Below are 22,169 nucleotides of genomic sequence, written 5' to 3'. Positions count from 1 at the left end.
CGGCCCACAATGCGAGGGCCGCAGCCGGAATTACGCCGGGCCGCAATGTGGCGGTGGCGAGAGCACCTGGCTGGGACGACCCCAGAACCGGTGACCTAGTGATCGGCTTTAGCAAGGGAAGCGGTACCACGCGGAGAACCACATAATTGAGCAGTTGGAGGCACGGAACATCAAGCCCACCCAGGTCAAGGGCCTGTACACCGACCGGCAGCCATGTTCGGTCTGCGGGCGCCTGCTGGAGGACTCACTCAGCCCGGGAACACCCATCTCCTGGGCAGTACCCTGGGGCGACGACGTAGCGCTGAAAGCCGCATCCAACGAAATGCTCAAGGAAATGATCCAGGCCGCTGGGTAACTGCTGCCTGACCGGTGGTGGGGCTGCTCGCAGCCCCACCAACCACCCCAGAAATCGATCCGGAAAACCACCACCGAAATGAGTCGTCACATGCCTCTGTCCGACCCTGGATACGAGAAGGCGTCTCCAGATGTTGCATCCGCCAGGAAACTCCTCGCCACTCGGGTACGGCAAGAGCTGGAGCGAGCCGGCATCCCTGCAACTTTGCTGGACGTGAAGAATCCACAAACCTCACCGGGTGCTGAGGTCGAGTGTGACCTCGGGGACGACGCGGCTGGAGGCGTATTCGTTAAGTGGAGTGCCAGCCAATCCCTTCGGAGGGCCGCAGGCGAGAGCCTTATGAGGCAGGAATTCCAAGCGTCTGCCATCCGACACAACGGAGCCGTATGCGCCTCCATGTGCGCCGCGCTGGTCGGGATTCTTCGATCCGCCGGGTTCCAGGCCATGGAATCGGAAGATGACATGCGCCCGTTGACAGTTGACGTAGCAGGCTGGTCGGACCCGGCAGGTTGAGCTGTTGGCCGACCGCGCTTAAGCCCATCAAGGACTGCCGGCGTGCCTGGACCTCGAGGTTGAGGAACCCCGCCCATGCCCTGAATGTTCGGGGCGCCTTTGCGAGAGATGGCCGACAGGAGATGGCGCGCGCCATCCTCTCATCATCCACCTTTAGGATGACAGTGACGCCAGAGCGGCCCAACTTGTCCATGAGCTGCTCGATATCCATCACTTTTGCTCCCATCAATAGCCTCTCAAGGCTGCTGAGATGTCACTGACGTCATGTAGCTGACCTTTGCCTACCGTGTCGATGGCGCGACCGGGTCGGTGTGGCCACTGTCTCCGCTCTGGTGGCGGAGAACGCGGTCGGCCTGGACGCCAAGAACGCGGGCGTGAGCGCCTTCCACGACGCCGTTCCCGTCGACGACATCGCCAGCCCCGGCGGTCTGGACGCGCCCGTAGTGCCCCTCGCGCGCGGACTTGACCAGGACCTCGAGCGCTTCCTGCGGCAACCGCAGCGAGGATCTCGCAGGGTGGCGAAAAAACTTCTCCGGCCCGTCCAGCGGATCAGGCACGGCCAGTTCGCCCGCGCGGCGGTCATGGAACGCGCGGCCACGGTCACCGGCGCCCTTTTCGAGAACGTCCCCAACGACTACGGGCATTTCTCCGCGCCGTACCTCGCGCACATGCTCAGCGGGCTGCGGGCGGAGGTCCCCCGCTATGTGCGCGATGTGCTGGTCGGCAGGACTCCTCCGACATGGGTCGCTGACCACGTCGGCGGGATCGTCGTGATTCCCCACGCGGACGCCCCAACCACGGCGCCACCGGCCCGGTCTGGTGACGGTGGCGCCGGGCTGCTCCCCCCGGATTTCCTTGAGGCGCCTCAGCCGCCACATGACCAACGTCCTGGGCACGCCGCGTGAGTTCGACGCGGAGCGTCCGGCACTGACCGACCGGCCGGAGCCAGCCGACAAGCCCAGTTCCGGTGTCCCGGGCGGTGTCATCCGCTCCAGGGGACCCGGGCGAGAACGAGCCCCCGGACGTCGGCGACTCCGGTATCCCGGAGCCGGAGCGCGACGTGCTGGAGCTGCGATCCGCTGGTGAACACATCGTCGACGAGCAGGATGGTGGCCGATTTGACGCCGCTGATGTCCCCGGTCCAGGTCAGGGCGGCGGCATGCGCGGTCGCGGCCGCGCGCTTCTCCTCCAGGGTGCGGTTCGCGGACCGAGGCGTCTCGGCATGCTTCACCAGCCGGTGCGCGCCCGGCGGGCTGAGCGGGAAGGCCCTGGTCACGTCCTCTGTGTAGGCGGCGTCCATGATCGCCTCGATGTGCTGGATGGGCTGGCGGCCGATATGGGTCGGGTTGCCGATGACGTAGTCGACGCCGTTCATCGCCTCGGGGTGGCTCTCCATCCAGCCGACGAGGAGCCGGCCGAAGATCATCGCCCAGCCGGCCCGGCCCTCGTACTTCAGCGTGTGGATCTTGTCGCGAAGGGCTCCGGAGTACATGGCCACCGCGTCGACACGCGAGAACCCCCGCTCGGCTTCCGGGAGCGCACACACTCGATTACTGCACTGCCTGCCGGGCGCGACGGCCTGGGAGCAGACGGGGCAGTGGAGCTCGGCGACCGGCTGGAGGGTGCGGCCGGCGCAGTCGGAGCACAGGCGGGCGGTGCCGGTGATGCGGTACGCGCACACCGGGCAGTTGGGAAAGCCTGCCGGATTAGGGAGACCGGCCGTCACAGGCCGGCCAGGGCGAGCTGCTGGCGCTGCTGTCCGGCGGCCTGGATGTCCGCGGCCCGGCCGAGGCGGTCGGTGATGTCGTTGGAGGCGGTAACCAGGATCGCCCGGCCCTCGTCCAGCATCTTCTGGGCCCAGGGCTGTGTGTCGGCGAGGGAACGGATCAGGAAGACGAGCTTGCCGTGCTCGGCGGCCAGGCGGGCCTGCATCTTCGCGCCTGACGTGCTCGAGGCCTCAATGACGACGCTGCCCAGCGTGGTGCCGGACGTGACGACGTTGCGGCGGGGGAAGGTGTACTTCGCCGGAGGGCTCGTGGGCCAGAACTGGCTCAGCAGCGCTCCCCCAGCGCTGAGGATCGCCTTCGCGAGCGGACGGTTCTCGGCCGGGTAGATCGGGGCGGCGATGCCGGTGCCCATGACGGCGAACGTCCGGCCGCCCGCGGTGAGCGTTGCCTGATGGGCGGCAGCGTCGATGCCCTTGGCGAGACCGCTTGCGATCACGACGTCGTGCTCGACGAGCTCGCGGGCCATCCGTGCCGCCCGGCGCAGCCCGTCCTCAGAGGTCTGGCGGGTGCCGACGATGGCGATGGAGCGGGCGTCGCGCTGATCGAGCTCGCCGCGGTAGAAGAGGAACGGCGGCAGGTTGCCGATCACGCGCAGGTTCGCCGGGTAGTCCTTGTCCAGGACGGTGACCAGGCGCGCGCCGATCTTGTCGGCGGCGGCGAGCTCGTCGTCGACGCGGGCACGGGCATCGTCCAGGCCGGCGGACAGGGCCTGCTGCAGCAGGGGGCGATTCTTGGTCGCGGCACGCGAGTCCTCGCCCACCTGTCCGTCCATGAGCGCGGCCAGGCCCTCGGGGCTCTGGGCGCCGCGGGCGAGCAGGCTCCAGTCGAGGGTGGCATCGCCGGCGCGTAGCGCGCACAGGGTCAGCAGATCGTGCTGGTCAGCGGTGATATCGAGGTCCATCAGGGTGTCCTTCTACTCGTGGCCCCGGGATGTTCGAAGGATGAAGCGAGGTTCTCGGGCCACTTCCATCATGGCGTACGGAGCCCCCGGACGGACAGGAAGGGGGGGGCGTCGAGCCGGTCCCTCAGGCCTGTCGCCGCTGTTCCATGCGGGCGAGGGCTTCGGCGAGCTGGGTGGCCCCGCCGGGCGCCGCGATCGGTTCCCAGATGATCCCTACCGCCAGACAGATGCCGCTGACCAGGCGCTCAGCCTCGCCGGTGTCGTACCACTGCTCGCCCTGCCCTGGCAGGGCGAGCCACCACAAAGCGGTGGTCGTAGGCTTTGCAGAAGGCACGAGGTACTCGCCGCGCCAGACGAGGGGGTAGGCATGCTGCTGGAGGTGACTGAGCATGTCCGCGAGGTGCCGCTGCCGGGCGATCTTGTAGGCGGTCATGGGAGTGCGGGTGCCGGCAGGAACCGGGCGGGGTGCCGGCTGGTCCGTCCGGGCAGGGGCCGCCTCAGGGGCCTGGGGTTCGACGGCACCCTCCGCAGCGGCGGCGAAGTGCTCCATGGCCGTCGTCATGACTGCCGACGGCCCTTCCTCCGCCCCTCCAGGGCCCGCCGTCGTCTGGAAGTGCGTCAGGGTGATGTCGTTGGTGGTGAAGGGATCGATCGTGACGCCGGGGCGCAGCTGGTAGACGGTGTGGCGCGATGGGTACTTTCCGATGGTCAGTGCGATGACCCGTGCTGCTCCGGCCTCGCTGAGGAGGGTGCGGGCCCACTCCAGGGACTTGCCCTCGGTGGTGAAGTCGTCGAAGACGCCTCCTTGTAGGAGGAACCGGTCATGACCTTGGCGCGCTGCAGGAAGCCGGCGAGCTGCGGGTTGCCCTTGGCCGGTGTGCTGCTGGGGTACACGCAGAAGAAGCTCTGACCAGGCAGCGCACCATCGAGGTAGGCCGCGCACAAAAGGTGCAGCATCAGGACATCCCGCGCGTCCTCGTCACCGACCTTGACGGTGTTCTCGTAGGTGAAGATGTCCTTGATCGTGAAGGTCCGGCCGCCGCCGCGTGGGAACCTCGCGTTGAAAGGCAACATCGAGCAGATCGCGAAGGCGCGGCCCTCGTCATCGAGACGGAACGCCCAGCGGGGCTCGTGCAGCAGGAAGTACTCCATGAGCTCGATGACGTCGGACGGCTCGTCGGACATCAGCGAGGTGATCTTCGCTCCCAGGCGGCTGGCCCAGCGGGCGTGGATGTGAACGACGCCGGCGTGGAGGCCTGTGTACCAGTCGAACTGCGAGGTCCCGATGAGGATGAGCTGGTTCATGCGGAGGCCGAGTCTGTCTGCGACAGCCTCCAGCCATGCCTTGTTTCCGCGCTTCGCCTTGTCCGGGATGTCGTCGCGGCACAGATGCAGGGCCGGTTCGGGAAGGCCAGCCGCGGCAAGGGCCGACTTGGCGTCCATCGGATCGTTGGTCAGCAGCACCCACGCCACATCGCGTTGATCGAGCCACCGCAGCAGTTCAGCGATCCCCTCGTGCTCGCGCCCGGGCGCGAGCAGGACTGCCATGTAGTCGATCGCAACCGCGCGCACCGTGCACTTCTCGTCCAACGCCGCCCCCACTGCTGTGCCCTGATCATGAACTGACCCTCTTGCCATGATCTCAGCCGTTCTGACGGCGCATCTACAGATTCCGGATCCCCCGGCTTCGGATCCGGCGGCAGCCGGCTGGCAGAACGGCGTCTCCGTCAGAGGGCCGATAGCCGCGTACACCCAGGCCGATGACGACGGATCAGAGAGGTCAGGATTCTGGGGCGTCCTGGGGCTCGGGGCGGTCTGGTGAGGTGCTCTCGGCCTGCAGCGAGCGCGTGTGCGCGGAACCGCGATGCGACGCGAGGGCCTTGGCCCCGCCGAACGCGCAGTCCGTCAGCTCAGGCGAACTCGGCGGCGAACCGCTCCTTCCCCGCCTTGTCCGCGAGGCTGGTCAGGTACCGCAACTGCGCTGGGGTGGCGGGCTCCTTCTTCGCCGCGGCCCTGCGTTTCGCGCTCTCCTCACGAAGGCGCCCGTAGTGCTCGTCGTTGGCGACCTTGCGTTCCGCCTCGGCGTGCGCGCTCCGGTCGGCGACCTGCACCCGCTCGTGCCAGGTCTGGGTGCCGGGCGTGCCGGTGACCACTTCCCACAGCGCGTTGGTGGTCAGCGCGTCCTCGTCGACATCCTCGGTCAGCCCGGGGCCGACCAGGCCGTAAATAGCCGGTGTTGCCCCTGGGCAGCACGGTGAACCCGGCGGGCAGGGCGTGGGCGGTGAGCCAGTTCTGCCCGCCGTCGCAGTGGGGGGCGTGGTAGCGGCTCCCCGTGCTCTCCAGCGGCTCATACACGAGACGGTCGCCGTAGTATCTGGTATCCCGCGCGAATCCCGACATCGCCACAATGTCCCATCGGGTCAAGGCCCCGGACCAGGGGGCCGCCAACCCGGCGGCGGGTGCTCACCGGTCCTGGGACAGCTTGTACAGCTCGGCCAGCACGCCTCCGGAGTCGAGAAGTTCTTCGAAGGTGCCCGACTCGGCGACGCGGCCGGAAGCGAGCACGATGACGCGGTCCGCGATGCGGGCGTTGTCCAGGTTGTGGGTGACGAAGAGGGCGGCCTTGCCTGCGGCGAGCTTCTTGAACCGGCTGATCACAAGGTGCTCGGCGCGCGGGTCCATGGCGCTGGTCGGCTCGTCCAGCATCAGCATGGTCGCGTCCCTGTAGAAGGCGCGGGCGACCGCGATGCGCTGCCACTGTCCGCCGGACAGGTCGGTGCCGCCCCAGTTGGAGCTCGCGACGAGGGTGTCGAGGCCGTACGGCGCCTTGGAGATGACGCTGTCGGCGCCGGCCGACCGGGCGGCCTCGAGGAGGAGGGCGTCGTCTTCGGTGCGGGGCTGGCCGAGGTGGAGGTTGGCGCGCAGGTCCATGGGCCAGCGTGTGTAGTCCTGCGGCACCAGGCCGACCCGGGCCCACACGCTGTGCGGGTCCGCCCCGGCGAGGTCGATGCCATCCCACGTCACCGTCCCGCTGGACGCGGTGCGCAGGCCGGTGAACAGGGCGGACAGGGTGGTCTTGCCGCTGCCGTTCTCGCCGACCAGGGCGATGAGTTCACCGCGGCGCAGGGTGAGGCTGACGCCGTCGAGGGCCGGGGTCTCGGCGCCGGGGTAGGTGTAGGTGACGTTCTCGGCGCGGATCTCCGCAGGGGCGGCAGCTTCGATCCGGGCGGTACCGCGTACGGCGCGCAGGGCCTGCGCGCGGCGCAGGAACGCCTGCCAGTCCTCCAGATACAGCGACGTGCGAAAGAGCCGCGCGGCGGCCATGACCATGGCGGTCAGGGCGCTGGTCGAGGTGCGTACGGCGATGACCGCGGTGGCGGCGATGGCCAGGTCCATCCGTCCGGTGGCCGCGAGCCAGCCGAGGGCCGCCCAAGTCGCGGCGAGCATCAGCCCGCTGAGCGCCGCGCCCAGCAGGGTGACGCGCAGGACGCGGGGTGCGGCCGCCCGGTGGGTGGCCTTGATCCGGTCGGTGATCTGCCGGTACCAGCTGGTCAGGAAGGTGGCCATGGTGGTGGCGCGGACCTCGGCGGCGGTGCGCCGGTCGGTGGAGTAGTACCTGAGCAGGTAGCGCAGGTGGTTGTCCGAGATGTTCTGGTGGTCGGCGCGGTGCTGGATTCGGGCGGAGGCGATGGCGGCGGCCCCCTTGGGCACCACGGCCAGCAGCAGCAAGGGCAGAAGCAGGGGGTGCAGGATCGTCAGCACCGAGGCGGCGGCGATGAGCTGGGCCAGGGCGGAGACAAGGGCCTGGGCGTCGCCGATGAGGTTGTCGGTCGCCTCGGCGCCCTTGCCGGCCGCCTGGAGCCGGTCGGTGAACCCGGGCTGGTCATACGCCTCCAGTTCGACCTCCGGGGTTGCCGCGATGATCTGGAGGTCCGCCTCGGTGGCGACCTCGGGCGCGAGACGAGCGGAGGCGTACACGGCGAGCGCGTCGGCCCCGGCCCGCACCCCGGTGGCAACCGCAACGATGATCAGCGAGCCGGTCGCGGCGGACACCCGGTCCGCGACCGGGCCGCCGGTGAAAAGGTGGTTCATCGCGCCGGGCAGCGCGCCGAGCGCGATCGCCGAGGACACGGCGACGAGCAGCTGACAGGCGGCGAGCCAGAGCATCGCGGGCCGGTCGGCAGCCCACCCCAGGCGCGCGGCGGCGGCGAGCGTGCGGGGCAGCCGGGCGGCCATCTGCCACCAGGAGGCGTTCGCGATGTCCTGGAAGTGCGGGTCGCTCTGGTAGCCGACCTGCTGCGGGGAGCCGGAGGTTTTCGGGGCGGGTGAGGACGCGGTCACCCGCCCCATCCTGGTGCGTGCCCCGGGGCGGCCGGGGCCTTTTGAGCCGAAGTCCCGCGCGTGGCGGACCGGAGGTCTACCGGGCCCGCAGGGCCAGTTCGACGGCCGTGACCAGGAACAGTCCGGTGCGGTACGGCGCCGCCTCGTCGGGGCCAAGGGCCGCCCGCTCGACGGTCTCCGTGAGCACGGCCGCGTCGAGGAATCCCTGCTCGACCAGGTGCAGGTCCTTGCCCCAGCTGCGGAGCAGGCCGCTGCTGTACTCGTACACGGCCCGGTTCATCAGGTGGCCGAAGTTCTCTCGCATCACCGGGAGCACCACGGCGTCGGGCAGCCCCGGGTGGCGAACCGCTCGGTCAGCAGCCTTTTGTCGCGCTTCCACTCCAGCGGCAGGCGCTGGCCGAAGCGCACCAGGTCCGGGTCGGTGAACGGGGCCACGGTCCACAGGCCCCGGCGCGCGAGGAGCGGGGTGGCGACCTCCAGGGCGACCAGCGCGGTCTCGGGGGCCACGGTGGCCGGGGAGATGCCGGTGTTCACCTCGCCGAGCAGATCGTGGACCCGCTCCCCGCACCAGGTCGGCGCCTCCGGCGTACGGGCCGGCCCGCCGTCGGGCCGTCGTACGCGAGCGACTTCGTCGCCGCCAAACCCGGCAACCACCGTGGTGATGCCGCGCGCCGTCAGCACCTGGGCGAGCGCGTCGGCGGCCTCCAGGTGCGGCTCGTCCAGCGGACTGATCGCCTCGGGATGGGAGCGGCGGAGCCCTCCCGGGGCGAGCGGCGGGTGGTCGGCGGCGGGCACCGTGATGTCCGGGGCGAAGCCGGCGAACAGCCCACGGCCGACCGGGACCAAATGGGTTCTGTCCGGCCGATCACTGCGGCATAGGCTCCAAGCCATGCACAGCACCCTGACGGAGCACGCCCGATGCCTCTACGGAGACGAGTACCGCCCAACACCCACATGCGGACTCGAACAGGCCGAGCACTACTTCGTCGAGGAACTGACGTTCGCCGACGCCGATTCCATCCTCGCCATGCTCCGGGAACTCTGCCCCCACGTGGCGGACGGCCACCTGCCCGTCCGGATCCGCAACCTGGCCTACCGGCTGCTGCTCCTGCAACGGCCCAACCACCCGGCACTGCTACGCGAAGCCGCCCACAGCCTGTGGATGCACGGCCCGGACTGGGACCACATCGCACAAGACCTCAACAAACAGGCCGACGCCCTGGACACCACCTGACCACAACCCGAACCAAAGACAGACCGACACCACGACGAGTAGCGGTGCCCCCGACGACGCAGACGCGCTTGCCACACCGCGCCGCCACACCCCGACAGTGATCGGGCAGCCCGGTCACGTGGCCGTGACCCGGCCGCCCCACCAACGGCGCGGCACCACCCCCCGCCACCAGAGCACTGCGACATCCCTCAAAGCCGCAGCCACCCTCACATCACCCCGCCCCTGGCTCCCCCGCTTCGAAGACACGACCTCAAACGTGTCGCACATCGGTGACCCCGCCCAGATCCAGACACCACGGGCAGGGTCAACTGCCCGCTCGTGCACCGTTTTCCACCATCCTGACCGGCGTCTGCAGGCTTCACCCGGAGTCCGCTCCAGAATCGTGCGACACGCTTTAGGGGATGACGAGCAGCTTGCCGGTAGTCCGGCGCGCTTCCAGATCGCGGTGAGCTCGGGCGGCCTCGGCAAGCGGGTAGCGGGCCGTCACGGTGGTCTCCAGCGCCTTGGTGCGCACCCACTCGAACACGTCGGCGGCGCGCCGCAGCAGCTCGGCCCGATCGGCGATGAAGTCGCCCAGGCTCGGCCGGATCAAGGTCAGCGAACCGCCCTGGGCAAGCCGCATCGGATCCACGGGCGGCACGGCGCCACTCGCGGCACCAAACAGCACCAGATGACCGCGGGTCCGCAGAGTGGCCAGACTCGCATCGAAGGTGTCCTTGCCCACGCCGTCAAAGACCACAGGCAGACCCTGACCGCCATGCAGCCGCTTCACCTCGGCCGCGAGATCATCCATCGCGGAGTACAAGATCACCTCGGCGGCCCCGGCGCGCCGCGCCAGCTCGGCCTTCTCCGGCGTCGAGGTCGTGCCGATCACTCGGCCGCCCAGATGCGTGATCAGCCGGGTCAACACCAGCCCCATCCCGCCGGCAGCAGCATGCACGAGCACCGTGTCACCCGGCTGGACCGGATAGGCGTCCTTGACCAGATAATGCGCCGTCATGCCCTGCAACAGCACGGCGGCGGCAGCCTCGAAGTCGACCCCCTCGGGCAACGGCACCAGCCGGGAGGCGTCCACGACGGCCCGCTCGGCATACGAGCCGGGAATCTCCACCCAGCCGACCCGGTCCCCCACCGCGACCTGGCTGACACCGGGCCCCACCTCAAGGACCGTGCCCGCCCCCTCCGTACCCGGAGTAAAAGGCAACGGCAGGGCATAGCGGCCCTGCCGGTGATACACGTCCAGGAAATTGACACCCGACGCGGCAACCTCCACCACCACCTGGCCCCGACCCGGCACCAGTCGATCAACGTCGACCAGCCGCAGCACCTCGGGACCGCCCACCTCAGAAACCTGAATCGCTCGCATAACCCCTCCACACACAGTTGACTTCCCTCACCAACTCCGGCCGCGGCGATCCGATTCCCGCACGCGGTGAGGTGTCGCAGCAGCCCCGCACCCACCAAGAGGGCGACAAGGACGCCACCCGACACAAAGGGGCTCGCCCACGTGACCGCACACGGCCGACAGCCGGCCTCATGGGGGCGTCTGTTGCGCCAGCCCCGCGCCGCCCGCCTGCAGGACGCCGTCCAGGAAGCCCTCCAGCAAATGGGCCGCCGCACAGGCCTTGACCACGCAGAGCTGAGCGGCGGCGATGCGGGACAGCAGCGTCCTGCCGGCCGCAATGCCGGAGATGCCGACGGCAGTGACCAGCACGGTCAGCAGCAGCCCCAGGGGGCCACGTGGCGTTCGCGGCCGATGATCCGTTTCCCTACGTCAGTGCCCTGCTCGGTCGGGGGCACGGTGGCAAAAGTCTTGATGGTCTGGGAGTCCAGCACGCAACAACGAAGGGTTCGCTGTAGCGGCCCTCCTGCTCGCGTACGAAACGCCTCCCCGAGCCGCGGACGTGGGACTGTCCAATCAACGGTGTAACTGGGGTTGTTGAGGTTAGTGGCGTGCTGTGCTGAGTCGGCCGTCGAAGGTGATGTCGAAGGCGTTCAGTGCTGTCTTCCAGCGGCTCGTCCAGCGGGCCTGTCCCTTGCCGGTGGGGTCCAGCGACATGATCGCCATGTAGACGCATTTCAGCGCGGCCTGCTCGTTGGGGAAGTGGCCGCGGGCCTTGACGGCCCGGCGGATCCGCGCGTTGACGGACTCGATGGCGTTGGTCGTGCAGACGATCCTGCGGATTTCGGCGTCGAACCGCAGGAACGGAGTGAACTCCTCCCAGGCGTTCTCCCAGAGCCTGACGATCGCCGGATACTTCTTGCCCCAGCTGTCGGCGAAGCCGGCGAACCGCTCCAGCGCGGGTCCTCGGTCGCGGCCGTGTAGATGGGCTTGAGGGCCTTGGCGATCTTGTCCCAGTCCTGGCGGGCGGCATAGCGGAACGAGTTCCGCAGGAGGTGGACCACGCAGGTCTGGACGATTGTGGCCGGCCAGACGGTCTCGACTGCTTCGGGCAGGCCCCGCAGGCCGTCGCAGACGAGCATGAGGACGTCACCCACGCCGCGGTTCTTGATCTCGGTCAGGATGTGGAGCCAGTGCTTGGCGCCCTCGCCGCCGTCACCGGCCCACAGGCCCAGGATGTCCCGGCGGCCCTCTGTGGTGACGGCCAGAGCGACATAGATGGGCCGGTTGGCGACCGCGCCGTCGCGGATCTTCACGTGGATGGCGTCGATGAAGATGACGGGATAGACCGGGTCGAGCGGGCGGTTCTGCCATTCGGCCATGCCCTCGAGGACCTTGTCGGTGATGGTCGAGATGGTCTGGCGGGAGACGTCGGTGCCATAGACCTCGGCCAGGTGGGCCTGGACCTCGCCGGTCGTCAGGCCCTTCGCGGCGAGCGAGATGACCATCTCGTCGACGCCGGTCAGACGCCGCTGCCGCTTTTTGACGATCTTCGGTTCGAACGATCCGTCCCGGTCGCGCGGGACGGCAATCTCCACCGGGCCGACCTCGGTCAGCACCGTTTTGGAGCGGGTCCCGTTGCGGGAGTTGCCGCCGTTCTTGCCTGCCGGATCGTGCCGGTCATAACCGAGGTGATCGGTGACCTCGCCCTCCAGAGCCGACTCCAGAAGCCGCTTCGTCAGCTGCTGCAGCAGACCGCCCTCGCCCGCCAGCTGGAGTCCTTTGGCCTGGGCACGGCCGATCAATTCCTCGATCAGCTGGTCATCCACCGCCTTCACCGACCGCGGGACAGCCACCTCTGAACTCTCGTCTCCAGGCGTGTTGTTACTGGTCATCAGTGCATCCTCCATGATCAGGAGTTACACCGTTACTTTTACAGTCCCGCGGACGTTGAATGCGGTCGCGGAGTATGAGCGAGGAGCAGTTGAACTCAGCGGGATGGGGTGGTGGGCTGGCCGGCGAGGGCGGTGAGCCGGAGCTTGGTCTCGTCCTCGCTGCCGGGTGGGGCAGTCATGATGACGATCTTGAGGTCAAAGTCGCCGTCGGTCAGGATGTCGCAGTCCACGGTGACTGGTCCCACCGCAGGATGGTCGATCGTCTTCTGGCCCTCGCGGTGTGCGGCCACACCTCCGGTCGCCCACTGCTCGGCGAACCTCGTATTGGCGCTCAGTTCACGGATCAGCGCGGCAAGACGCTTGTCCTTGGGGTAGCGGCCGGTGGCGCGGCGCAGGTCGGAGACGACGGCGGCGTCGGTGGCCTCCCGGTCCGCTTCCGTCACCGGCCAGCGGGCGAGGCGAGCGGGCCCGTCATCGACGGGAAATCTGTCGCGGGCGAAGTTGCGCAGCCGCGCCGGCGCGGCGGTGGGGTCGCCCACGAGGCCGGCCCATGCGCGGTTGCACCACACCAGTTGCCAGTCCGCCGCGAAGACGGCGACCGCGATGTCCCCGAGCCGGGCGAGTACCCGTTGCACGCCGGGCGTGAGGTGGTCGGAGACCGTGCTGTCCGCCGGTGGGGCGAGCTGCGCCAGCCGGTACAGGTGGTCGCGTTCAGCTGCCGACAAGTGCAGGGCGCGTGCCAGGGACGCCACCACCGACGCCGAGGGAGTGGTGGCCCGTCCCTGCTCCAGGCGCACGATGTAGTCGACCGACATGCCGGCGAGGTCGGCCAGTTCTTCGCGCCGCAGCCCGGTGGCGCGGCGGCCCGAGGCCGCGGGCAGTCCGACGGCCGACGGGGGCAGTCGGTCGCGCCATGTGCGGATCATCGTGCCCAGGCCGATGTGGGGTGTCGTCGTCATGATGGCCATTCTCCCCGCATTCCCGGTTATCGGTGCGATGCGAGGGTGGTACAGCTCTTCCTACCGTCGAAGTGTCTCTGGTTCGTATGTCTTGGACGCGCCACCATAGGGAACATCACGTTCACCGAATCCGGGATTTTCCGAAATTGCCCGGCCGGACTTTCCATTCGTCGTACAGGGAGAATCAAATGACCACCATCGAGGCTGCGCTGTCCCGTCTGCTGGACGAGGCATCCATCCGGGACACTGTCGCTCGTTTCGCCGACGCTGCCACCCGAGGTGACATCGATCGTTTCCGCGCGACGTGGGCCGCAGACGCGGAGTGGACGATCGGTGAAAGGGTGCATGCCGTGGGCGTGGACGACATCGTTTCCACGTTCCGGAAGCTGCGGGACGAGCGGGACTTCTTTGTCCAGTTCGCGGTGCAGGGCCCGATCGACATCTCCGGCGACGAGGCGACGACCAGCATCATCTGTCACGAGGCGGCGCGCGGCCCAGGCGAGGTGTACTACCGGAACCACAGCGTCACCGTCGATCATCTGAGGCGCTCGGAGGACGGCTGGGTCTTCACCAACCGCTCCTTCCAGTACCTCTGGCTCGATACGTCCGCGTTCACCGGCAACGCCTTCAAGCTGCCCGCCGGTTTCTGATTTCGGTCGGTATCGGTCGTTCCAAGGGTGGAACTCGCGGTGCCCGGCAAGTGTGCCGGGCACCGCGAGGAAAGCAGACTCCAGTCCTTGTTTCCACTGTTCACGAACACGTGTAAGAAAGCGAGCCGTGATGAGCATTGAAGAGGCCGAGCCTGTGCAGTGGCAGCTTGCCGAGGTCGCGAGCCCTGGGATTGCCCAGCGAGTTTCCGTGGTCAAAGCCGAGGACATCCCGTATTTCCCGGGTGCTAATCGCCTGCAGACCCTCAACATCTACCTGCCCAGGACGCCACGAACGCTGGAACTCGTCGGTACCGCAGCCGAGCGTCTTCCGGCCGCGGGTCCCGACGTCGCTGCCCCGCGTTACCACGTCCACATCCACGGGGGCGCCTGGCGTGATCCCCAGCTCGCGTCCTCGTCGATCGAGCCGACCGTCGCCCACGCCTTCTCCGGATCCTCACCACCCATCAGCGCCGTCGCCTCGCTCAATTACAGAATCTCGCAGTTCCCCACACACCCGTTGCTGCCCTACGACGCCGTCCAGGACAACCACTCGGACCCCGCCCGCGAGGCCACCCATCCCAACCACGTGAGCGACGTCCTCCATGGGCTCGCCCTGCTGCGGTCGTTCGGCCTGACTGACCGTTCATACATCCTCTCGGGCCACAGCTGCGGCGCGTGCATCGCGTTCCAGGCGATCCTGCAAGCCCCGCTCCACCACGGACTGGACCTCCCCGACGCGCCCTGCCCGGCTGCGCTCCTCGGCCTCAACGGCCTGTACGACCTTCCAGAACTGACCGACGGGCTCGGCGCCTCGCACGCGCATCTCCAGCAGGAGTACCGCACGCTGCTGACCCACGCCTTTACCGCCGACAAGAAGACGTGGGCCCTCGCGAGCCCGGCGCGCTTCGACCCGGCGGACATCGCCCAGCGGATCCGGGAGGGCAAAGCACCGCGGCTGGTTGTGCTGGACCAGAGCCCTCAAGACCTGCTTGTGCCCATGAACCAGAAGGAGCGGCTCGAAGCGAATCTTCGCCGGGTGGAAGGAATTCACATCGTCGAGGGCCACCGCAACAGCGGAGGACACGCGGCACCATGGGAGCGCGGCGACATGATCTGGGAAAGCCTCCAGGACATCCTCCGGCTCGTGCATTCGGACGCGTCGCGCTAGTGTCCTGCGCCAGAGATCCGTCGGCAGAAGCGGGCGAGGGAGTCGAGGATCTCTTGGGCTGTCTTGGTCCAGATGAAGGGCTTGGGGTTCTGGTTCCAGTCCTTGACCCAGGCTCGGATGTCGGCTTCCAGGGCCTGGATGTCCTTGTGTGCGCCGCGGCGGATCATCTGGTGGGCCAGGTAGCCGAACCACCGCTCGACCTGGTTGATCCAGGAGGATCCGGTCGGGGTGAAGTGCAGTTCGAACCGCGGGTGTTTGGCCAGCCAGGCCTTGATCGCAGGGGTCTTGTGGGTGCCGTAGTTGTCGACGATCAGATGGACGTGCAGGTGGGCGGGCACCTCCTTGTCGATCCGGATCAGGAACTTCTTGAACTCCGCGGCCCGGTGCCGGCGGTGCAGGGCGGTGATGACCTCGCCCGTGGCGACGTCGAACGCGGCGAACAAGGTGCTCAGGCCGTTGCGCACGTAGTCGTGGGTGCGCCGCTCGGGCATGCCCGGCATCATCGGCACCAATGAACCGCACCGACACCCTCACAGCCCTCCCCTACATCGCAGGACAACCTCACCGGCGACAGATGGACCCACTCGGCCGGCGCCTGAACCGCATCCCCACCTTCCACCAGCAGCCGCACACAGCGATCCGCCACGACCGACAATTCGCGTGTCTGTCGGGCAGCTGCTCCCAGCGCCACGATCTTGGCGTCCCGTACCAGCGGGGCCAGCGGCCGCAGATCCTCCAATGGCTCGTCAGGCTTCCTGTGCACGAGCACATGGGCGTTCCTCTTGATCCATTCGGTCACCGTCTCCATCGGCCTGCCCTCCAGCCCATTACCTTCGTTGTAGAGCCCGGTTCGGGTTCGTGGCCTCCGGGGCCGGTATGACTGGTTGCCCCTGTCCTTGATGATCCGGGGGGTGCTGTCGCCGGTCCTGGCGGCACCGGATGGTCGCTGATGGAAGCGTGTCCGCCGACAGGCAGGGCTGCGTAATGTGGCTGCCGATCTCCGGTGCCCGGGCGGGCCACCGGTTGCGACTCCGGGGAGGGAAACCCGGTGACCAGCAACGACTTCACGTCGATCGATGTGTTCTGTGCCCTGGACGTGGGCAAGTCCAGCCACCACGGCACGGCCTTGCAGGCCGACGGCCGCATTACCTTCGACAAGCCGCTGCCAGGCGGCGAGCCCCAGTTGCGGGAGCTGTTCGCCCGCCTGCAGCGCAGGGGGAAGGTGCTGGTGGTGGTCGACCAGCCGGCCTCCATCGGCACCCTGGCGGTGACCGTCGCCCGCGCCTGTGGATGCGAGGTCGCCTATCTGCCCGGCCTCTCGATGCGCCGGCTGGCCGACCTGCACCCCGGCACCGGCAAGACCGACGCCCGCGATGCCCATGTCATCGCCGATGCCGCCCGCACCCTGCCCCACCTGCTGCATTCCATCGACGTCGACGAGAGCGTGCGGGCCGAACTGACCATGGTCCTGGGCCACGACGACGACCTCGCCCAGGACGCCACCCGCACCTCCAACCGGCTGCGCGGCCTGCTCACCTCGATCCATCCGGCCCTCGAACGCGTCCTGGGGCCGCGCCTGCGCCACCCGGCCGTGCTGGCCCTGCTCCAGACGTTCGGCTCCCCGGCCGCACTGGCCCAGGCCGGCACCCAGGAGCTCATCGAGGTCATGACCGACGCTGCCCCGCGCATGCGCACCCCGCGGGAGCTGGCCGATCAGATCCATGCCGCGCTGGCCGAGCAGACCGTCCAGGTCCCGGGCACGGCATCGGCCGGCGAGATCATCTCCGGCCTGGCCGAAGCCCTCGCGGTCCTGCTCAAGCGCCGCGACATCCTGGAAAGCCGCGTCGCCGCCCTGCTGGAGGCCCACCCTCTCGCAAAGGTCCTGACCTCCATGCCCGGGGTCGCGGTCAGGACCGGCGCCCGCATCCTGGCCGAAATCGGCGACGCCGGCGCCTTCCCCACCGCCGCCCACCTGGCCTCCTACGCGGGACTGACCCCCACCACCCGTCGATCCGGGACCTCCATCCGGGGCGAAGGACCGCCCCGCGGCGGCAACAAGATGCTCAAACGGGCCCTGTTCCTGGCCTCGTTCGCCTCGCTGAGCACTCCCGAATCCCGCGCCTACTACGACAGGAAACGAGCAGAGAACAAGCGCCATAACGCCGCCCTCATCTGCCTCACACGCCGCCGCGTCGACGTCCTGCACGCCATGCTCAAACACCGCACCCACTACCAACCCAGGCACGAACAGACAGCCTGACCAAACCCACAGACCTTGACCGAACAGATAGAAGCACCCCCCCAGCTCCGCCGCGTGCGGACCACTCCGGCAGATCGTCCGACCTCAAGCTCGATTGAGGTCAAGAGCCTGTGACGTCGAGCAGGCGTCCATCACGGCAGCCGGCCGTGCAGTTCCTCATCACCCGTAGGTGGAACTGGGGCGCAGCCAAGCCCATAGCGCGAGCACTGTGCCGTGACGGTTCGTGGAAGACGCCGACGCGCTTGTCGAACCTCGTGGCCATCTTCTGGGGGAACGTGCGGGATGTTGGCGCCGGAAGCGGCCCTTCTCGCTATCGTGGACGCGCGTGCTGGAGGGAGGCCCCACTGATGACGACGCTGGTCGTGGGGTTTCGGCTGGGCAATGACACGACCGGCCGGCAAATGACTGCGCTGGTGACCGAGACAGGTGTTCTGCATCGCGCACAAGGTATCTACGGCAAGCCCTCCCGGCTGTCCCGGCCGGAACCTTCCCACGCCCTGACCACACCGATTGCGGCCCTCCGGGGTGAACACCCCCTGGCCCGCCCCATCGCCAGTCTCAGAGAACACCATGCGCGATACAAGGCCAAGGGCTACGCCCGCACCCTGGTCCCGCCCTCCTCTGTGAGTCTCGACATCGAGGAACACCCTCCGCTTCCTCCAGTGCCCCACCCCGAGCTCCTGGAAGCTTTCGTCGGGGCGGCCCCGCACACATCCCAGCCCCTCGACGCCGCCATCAACGCATTCCGCACGACACTGGGGCTGCCCACCCGGCCCACGAACGTCTCCTGGGCCCCCCGTCAGCAGCCCCTGCCCCCACGCGTCGATGCCATGCTCCGCACCCTCTCCCACGGATCGGCCATCAACTCCCCCCAACGTCTGCCGGTCGGCTGGACCGTCACGGGCGAGGGAGTGAGGCTGCACGTCGGCAGGATCGGCGAGACCATCGACCGGCAAGCAGTGATCGAACTCCAAGCCGCACTCAGCGCCTGGCTACGCTTCACAGAAAAACCGCAAGACACCACACACTGAGCGGAATCCCCTTGGCCCGTGTGAAGGAGCAGATGCCATGCGCGTGTCGTCGAGCGCATGTGCTTCAAGCGTTCCGTCGCAGCCGCCTGCTGGGCACGTATCTCGACTGCGTGCTCCCGCTCCGCGGCCGCCTGTCTGTCGAGTTCGGCCACTCGCAACTCGAACAGCTGTTGACGCTGCAGCAGATCCTCCTCACGACGCTGCTGTGCAAGGTCCCGCTCCTCCTGCCGCAGCAGCGCCGCACTCCGCTCCGCCGCCTGCCGTCGATGCAGCAGCAATGGCCCAAGTACGGCGCCCCCTGCACCAACGACGGCTCCACCCACTGCCCCGATCAGCGCGTACAGCGCTACTGCGCTACTGCGCTACTGCGTCCGCCATAGCGCACATTCTGCACGGAGGCGGTGTCCACTGCGGCACGTTGCAAAGAAGGCGGCCGAGCCTCCCATGGCCTTGCTCGTAGAGCCCGAACTGGGCTTGTGTCCTTCGGGGCCGGCACGACTCGTTGCCCCTGTTGTTGATGATCCGGGGCGGGTGCTGTCGCCGGTTCTGGCAGCGCCGGACGGCCGTGATGGAAGCATGCCCACCGGCGGGCAGGGCTGCGTGGTGTACCTGTCGATCTCCGGTGCCCGGTGGGCCATCGGTGGCAACGGGGAGGGAGAGCCCGGTGACGGGCGAGCAGCTTACTTCGGTCGATGTCTTCTGCGACCTGGAGCTGGGCAAGTCGGAGCTCACGGTACGGCTTTGATGGCCGATGGCCGAACGGCCTTCGACAAGCCCCTGCCCAACGGCATGCCCCAGTGGCGCGACCTGTTCGCTGGCCTGCAGCGCTCGAGGAAGGTCCTGGTCGTGGTCGACCAACTAGCCTGGATCCAGACCCTGGGGGGTGACCGTCGTCCGCGCGAGCGGCTGCGACGTCGCCTACCTGCCGGGCCTGCCCATGCACCGGTTGGCCAATCTGCACCCAGGCACCAGCACCACCGAAGCCCGTAACGGCTACGTGATCACCGATGCGGCCCGCGCCCGGCCTCACCTGCTGCGCCGTCTCGAGCCAGAGGAGGGCGTACGGGCCGAACTGACCCCGATGCTGGGCCACGACGGCGATCTCGCCCAGGACACCACCCGCACCCCTAACCGGCTGCGCGGCCTGCTCCCCTCGGCTTCGTTCGCAAGGCAGGCCGCTGGGCTGAGGCCGAAGTCACCGACCACCGCACCGGGGTACTGCCCAGACGACACCTCCTGGCCGACGCTCGCGCCCCGGAAGAACTGGGGCTCTCGGTCAGCCGGCGGCGGCCGGATGCGGACGTTGTCACGGCTGCGCAACAGCACCGCACGCCCCACGGTTCACCCCAAATTCCCGGCTAGCGTTCCCGTCGCCAGCACTCGAGACCCGGCGGCCGTCGAACGACCGCGGGACATCGGAAGGGAACCTCATGAGGCTCAAGCAACTCCGCCGGACCGCTACGGCGGGTGGGCTCACCGTCGCAGCGGTGGGCGCATCGATCTTCTTCACACCCTCCATGGCGTCCGCGGACAGCACCTGGGAGTGCTACGGCAAGCAGGTCAAGCGCTGTGCGACCGTATGGTGGGACGACGAGGCCGACACCTACCGGGCACGGGCGAAGATCACCGACACCGCCGGCGGCGGCAACTACACCGTCAAGGTCAACGACGTGAAGCTCCTGCGCTTCAACGGCACCAGGACGCTGACGGTGAAGTCCGCCAAGGACGACGACGGCTGGCACGGGACCCAAGACCTGGCGGGCACCGCGTCGGTCAACCCGTGCAGGTGGCCGACGAACAGTTTCCAGGTACAGGCCAAGTTCACCTGGAAGAAGCAGGGCGGGACCGCGAGCACCAAGACCTGGCGCCCCGACATGGGTTGGGGCCACGCCTGCAACTGACCATGTCCGCTCCGGTTTACTGGCCGAAGCGAACCACCATGCTCCCGCTCCGGCCAGGGGCACCTGCCCGCCGCCCCTGGCCGGGCCCCGGACGCACGCATGTGTGCCGCATCGGCAACCTCGATGGCAGTCGCAACGACGTCAGCGACGAAGAACCATTCCCCCTGCCCCCGGCCGATCGTGAACAGGACCCGCCGGCCCGGCTCTGTCCGCGCTGCGGAGGCGACCTCCTTGCGCACGGGCACAGACCCCTCACGACGGTGGATGGATGGAGCTCTGCCCCGCCAGCCACACACACCGTCCCGCCGCCCGCGCCCTCATCCGCTTTGACCGCGACACCGACCGTGACCCGACGGCGCTCCCCCAGTTGTTCGACGCGAAGTCCCGCAACCCCCGAGCGACTACATCAACGAGGGGCTGCGGCAGCGGCTGGTGATCCTGCTGGTGCGGGATCACCCGTGCTCCCGCCGGTAGGCGAACGCGATGCTGGACCAGGCGGTCGCCTACCTCGTGATTGCCGTCATCCTCGCGCCTCTAGGAGCGATGCTGAATCGACCGTGTGCAACACGCTACTCTCTGCGCATGGTCGAGGCTTTCGTCTCCGGTGATGGCCACCGTGCGTGCGGCATCTGTCCGTCCCGCCGCTTCCCGGTCGGTGAATTCGACGTGGCCGAACGCCCTACGCGTGACTGTCCGTTCGACCCTCAGGACGGCCACCGGTACACCCTGCAGGGTGTGCCCGTCTGCGTGCATCCGCAGAAGGTGGGCCTACCGCCCGCGCCGTACCAGACGGACGGTGCCGCCCTACTCGCAGACCTTACGCTGCCCGATGCCGTCGCCGAACTTAACGCGTACCTGCGTGAACTGGTGCACGGCGCAGCGCCTGGTGCGCTGGAGCTGCTGATCGACCTGGCAGACCGCGAGATCCGGCGGGCCTTCCCGCAAGTCGACGCGACCTTGGCCCTGCGCCGTGCCTTCAACTAGCGCTCCTAGTCTTCTGAGTCAGGAATGCTGTTCAGATAACTGGCGGGACGTTCGAGGATCTCGTCCGCAGTCTTCGTCCAGATGTAGGGCTTCGGGTCGGTGTTCCATGTGGCGATCCAGTTGCGGATGTCCTTCTTCAGGGCCTGGACGGACCTATGGACTCCTCGCCGTATCTGTTTGTTGGTCAGTTCGGCGAACCATCGCTCGACGAGGTTCAGCCAGGACGAGCCGGTCGGTGTGAAGTGCAGGTGGAAGCGCGGATGGGCCAGCAGCCACTTCTTGATGGCGGGGGTCTTGTGGGTGGCGTAGTTGTCACAGACGAGGTGGACCTCCAGGCCGGCAGGCACCTCTTTGTCGAGCTTGGTCAAGAACTTCTTGAACTCCTCGGCCCGATGCCGACGGTGCAAGGAGCCGATCACTTTGCCGGAGGCGACCTCAAGAGCCGCGAACAGGGTGGTGGTGCCGGCCCGGACGCAGTCATGCGTCGCCCGCTCGGGAACCCCGGGCATCATCGGCAATACGGGCTGGGACCGGTCCAGGGCCCGGATTTGCGACTTCTCGTCGCCGCAGAACACCAAGGCCCGCTCGGGCGGGTCCAGGTAGAGGCCGACGACATCGTGGACCTTGTCGACGAAGTAGGGGTCGGTCGACAACTTGAAGGTCTCCGATCGATGCGGCTGCAGGCCAAAGGCCCGCCAGATCCGTGCCACGGACGACTGCGAGAGGCCCATCTCTTTGGCCATGGACCGCGTCGACCAATGCGTCGCGTTCTTCGTTGGGCGCTTCTCCCCCAGCTCCAGGATCAGGCGCGGCTGTCGGCCCTGGGGCCGGCTCGCACGCCGCTCCTC

At 68.2% G+C, this 22,169-nt stretch carries 21 protein-coding genes and 5 pseudogenes; 11 read left to right on the top strand and 15 right to left on the bottom strand.

From position 1 onward, the window contains the following. Positions 1 to 127: 127 nt before the first annotated feature. Positions 128 to 355 (top strand): annotated as a pseudogene (locus tag QBL25_RS43275) (nucleic acid/nucleotide deaminase domain-containing protein); the annotation flags it as partial. 845 nt (positions 356 to 1,200) lie between these two features. Next, positions 1,201 to 1,773 (top strand): hypothetical protein, encoded by a 573-nt coding sequence (locus QBL25_RS43270; protein ID WP_409062474.1) that lies wholly within the window; start codon positions 1,201 to 1,203, stop codon positions 1,771 to 1,773. A gap of 77 nt (positions 1,774 to 1,850) precedes the next feature. Here QBL25_RS43270 and QBL25_RS43265 read toward each other — a convergent pair whose 3' ends face one another. The 8 genes from QBL25_RS43265 to QBL25_RS43230 form a co-directional block, all read right to left on the bottom strand. After that, positions 1,851 to 2,549: a ComF family protein gene (locus QBL25_RS43265; RefSeq protein ID WP_409062473.1), complete on the bottom strand. Its 699-nt coding sequence runs from the start codon at positions 2,547 to 2,549 to the stop codon at positions 1,851 to 1,853. A 41-nt stretch (positions 2,550 to 2,590) separates the two neighbouring features. Beyond that, positions 2,591 to 3,556: a DNA-processing protein DprA gene (locus tag QBL25_RS43260; RefSeq protein WP_409062472.1), complete on the bottom strand. Its 966-nt coding sequence runs from the start codon at positions 3,554 to 3,556 to the stop codon at positions 2,591 to 2,593. 124 nt (positions 3,557 to 3,680) lie between these two features. After that, positions 3,681 to 4,118 carry a hypothetical protein gene (locus QBL25_RS43255; RefSeq protein ID WP_409062471.1) on the bottom strand — a complete coding sequence of 146 codons (438 nt, stop codon included), beginning with the start codon at positions 4,116 to 4,118 and terminating at the stop codon, positions 3,681 to 3,683. Positions 4,119 to 4,264: 146 nt separating this feature from the next. Further along, positions 4,265 to 5,146, bottom strand: coding sequence for an HAD family hydrolase (locus QBL25_RS43250; RefSeq protein WP_409062470.1), 882 nt, complete (start codon positions 5,144 to 5,146; stop codon positions 4,265 to 4,267). Between the two features lie 320 nt (positions 5,147 to 5,466). After that, positions 5,467 to 5,709 carry a hypothetical protein gene (locus QBL25_RS43245; protein ID WP_409062469.1) on the bottom strand — a complete coding sequence of 81 codons (243 nt, stop codon included), beginning with the start codon at positions 5,707 to 5,709 and terminating at the stop codon, positions 5,467 to 5,469. Between the two features lie 310 nt (positions 5,710 to 6,019). Then, positions 6,020 to 7,906 carry an ABC transporter ATP-binding protein gene (locus tag QBL25_RS43240; protein ID WP_409062468.1) on the bottom strand — a complete coding sequence of 629 codons (1,887 nt, stop codon included), beginning with the start codon at positions 7,904 to 7,906 and terminating at the stop codon, positions 6,020 to 6,022. Between the two features lie 67 nt (positions 7,907 to 7,973). Further along, positions 7,974 to 8,201: a hypothetical protein gene (locus QBL25_RS43235; RefSeq protein WP_409062467.1), complete on the bottom strand. Its 228-nt coding sequence runs from the start codon at positions 8,199 to 8,201 to the stop codon at positions 7,974 to 7,976. Further along, positions 8,201 to 8,743, bottom strand: a complete 543-nt coding sequence (locus tag QBL25_RS43230) for a hypothetical protein (protein WP_409062466.1) — start codon at positions 8,741 to 8,743, stop codon at positions 8,201 to 8,203. Before QBL25_RS43230 ends, QBL25_RS43235 begins: the two co-directional genes overlap by 1 nt. A gap of 43 nt (positions 8,744 to 8,786) precedes the next feature. Between QBL25_RS43230 and QBL25_RS43225 the strand changes: the two genes are divergently transcribed. Further along, positions 8,787 to 9,131, top strand: a complete 345-nt coding sequence (locus tag QBL25_RS43225) for a hypothetical protein (protein ID WP_409062465.1) — start codon at positions 8,787 to 8,789, stop codon at positions 9,129 to 9,131. Positions 9,132 to 9,525: 394 nt separating this feature from the next. Here QBL25_RS43225 and QBL25_RS43220 read toward each other — a convergent pair whose 3' ends face one another. The 4 genes and pseudogenes from QBL25_RS43220 to QBL25_RS43205 all read right to left on the bottom strand — a co-directional run bounded on the left by QBL25_RS43220 (position 9,526) and on the right by QBL25_RS43205 (position 13,336). Further along, positions 9,526 to 10,497, bottom strand: coding sequence for a quinone oxidoreductase family protein (locus tag QBL25_RS43220; RefSeq protein WP_409062464.1), 972 nt, complete (start codon positions 10,495 to 10,497; stop codon positions 9,526 to 9,528). 168 nt (positions 10,498 to 10,665) lie between these two features. Then, on the bottom strand, positions 10,666 to 10,845 hold the full coding sequence (locus QBL25_RS43215) for a hypothetical protein (protein ID WP_409062463.1): 180 nt from the start codon (positions 10,843 to 10,845) through the stop codon (positions 10,666 to 10,668). Between the two features lie 231 nt (positions 10,846 to 11,076). Then, a pseudogene (locus tag QBL25_RS43210) lies at positions 11,077 to 12,368 on the bottom strand (IS256 family transposase). Positions 12,369 to 12,463: 95 nt separating this feature from the next. Further along, positions 12,464 to 13,336: a helix-turn-helix transcriptional regulator gene (locus QBL25_RS43205; protein WP_409062462.1), complete on the bottom strand. Its 873-nt coding sequence runs from the start codon at positions 13,334 to 13,336 to the stop codon at positions 12,464 to 12,466. 179 nt (positions 13,337 to 13,515) lie between these two features. Between QBL25_RS43205 and QBL25_RS43200 the strand changes: the two genes are divergently transcribed. Beyond that, positions 13,516 to 13,977 carry a nuclear transport factor 2 family protein gene (locus QBL25_RS43200; RefSeq protein ID WP_409062461.1) on the top strand — a complete coding sequence of 154 codons (462 nt, stop codon included), beginning with the start codon at positions 13,516 to 13,518 and terminating at the stop codon, positions 13,975 to 13,977. A gap of 130 nt (positions 13,978 to 14,107) precedes the next feature. After that, the gene (locus QBL25_RS43195) at positions 14,108 to 15,145 is read left to right on the top strand and encodes a hypothetical protein (RefSeq protein WP_409062460.1); all 1,038 of its coding nucleotides are present in this window, start codon (positions 14,108 to 14,110) and stop codon (positions 15,143 to 15,145) included. On the opposite strand, the pseudogene QBL25_RS43190 reads toward QBL25_RS43195, so the two are convergent. Then, positions 15,142 to 15,669, bottom strand: a pseudogene (locus QBL25_RS43190) (IS630 family transposase); the annotation flags it as partial. The gene QBL25_RS43195 and the pseudogene QBL25_RS43190 sit on opposite strands and share 4 nt — an antisense overlap. Next, positions 15,645 to 15,953, bottom strand: a complete 309-nt coding sequence (locus tag QBL25_RS43185) for a hypothetical protein (RefSeq protein ID WP_409062459.1) — start codon at positions 15,951 to 15,953, stop codon at positions 15,645 to 15,647. The pseudogene QBL25_RS43190 and the gene QBL25_RS43185, both read right to left, overlap by 25 nt. A gap of 240 nt (positions 15,954 to 16,193) precedes the next feature. Here QBL25_RS43185 and QBL25_RS43180 point away from each other — a divergent pair, with 240 nt between their 5' ends. The 6 genes and pseudogenes from QBL25_RS43180 to QBL25_RS43155 all read left to right on the top strand — a co-directional run bounded on the left by QBL25_RS43180 (position 16,194) and on the right by QBL25_RS43155 (position 21,321). Continuing rightward, complete coding sequence (locus QBL25_RS43180; RefSeq protein WP_409062458.1) at positions 16,194 to 17,405, top strand: IS110 family transposase; 1,212 nt, start codon at positions 16,194 to 16,196, stop codon at positions 17,403 to 17,405. Positions 17,406 to 17,752: 347 nt separating this feature from the next. Continuing rightward, a complete protein-coding gene (locus QBL25_RS43175; protein WP_409062457.1) occupies positions 17,753 to 18,436 on the top strand; it encodes a hypothetical protein in 684 nt (227 codons plus the stop codon). Positions 18,437 to 18,456: 20 nt separating this feature from the next. Next, positions 18,457 to 18,816 carry a hypothetical protein gene (locus QBL25_RS43170; RefSeq protein ID WP_409062456.1) on the top strand — a complete coding sequence of 120 codons (360 nt, stop codon included), beginning with the start codon at positions 18,457 to 18,459 and terminating at the stop codon, positions 18,814 to 18,816. 503 nt (positions 18,817 to 19,319) lie between these two features. Continuing rightward, positions 19,320 to 19,580: pseudogene (locus tag QBL25_RS43165) on the top strand (transposase); the annotation flags it as partial. Positions 19,581 to 19,923: 343 nt separating this feature from the next. After that, positions 19,924 to 20,337: a hypothetical protein gene (locus tag QBL25_RS43160; protein WP_409062455.1), complete on the top strand. Its 414-nt coding sequence runs from the start codon at positions 19,924 to 19,926 to the stop codon at positions 20,335 to 20,337. 483 nt (positions 20,338 to 20,820) lie between these two features. After that, complete coding sequence (locus QBL25_RS43155; protein WP_409062454.1) at positions 20,821 to 21,321, top strand: hypothetical protein; 501 nt, start codon at positions 20,821 to 20,823, stop codon at positions 21,319 to 21,321. Positions 21,322 to 21,326: 5 nt separating this feature from the next. On the opposite strand, the pseudogene QBL25_RS43150 reads toward QBL25_RS43155, so the two are convergent. After that, a pseudogene (locus tag QBL25_RS43150) lies at positions 21,327 to 22,169 on the bottom strand (IS630 family transposase); the annotation flags it as partial.

Source organism: Streptomyces sp. SYP-A7185, assembly GCF_046103685.1.
In the GTDB taxonomy this organism is placed as follows: Bacteria; Actinomycetota; Actinomycetes; order Streptomycetales; family Streptomycetaceae; genus Streptomyces.
This window is presented reverse-complemented; position numbering and strand designations above follow the sequence as displayed.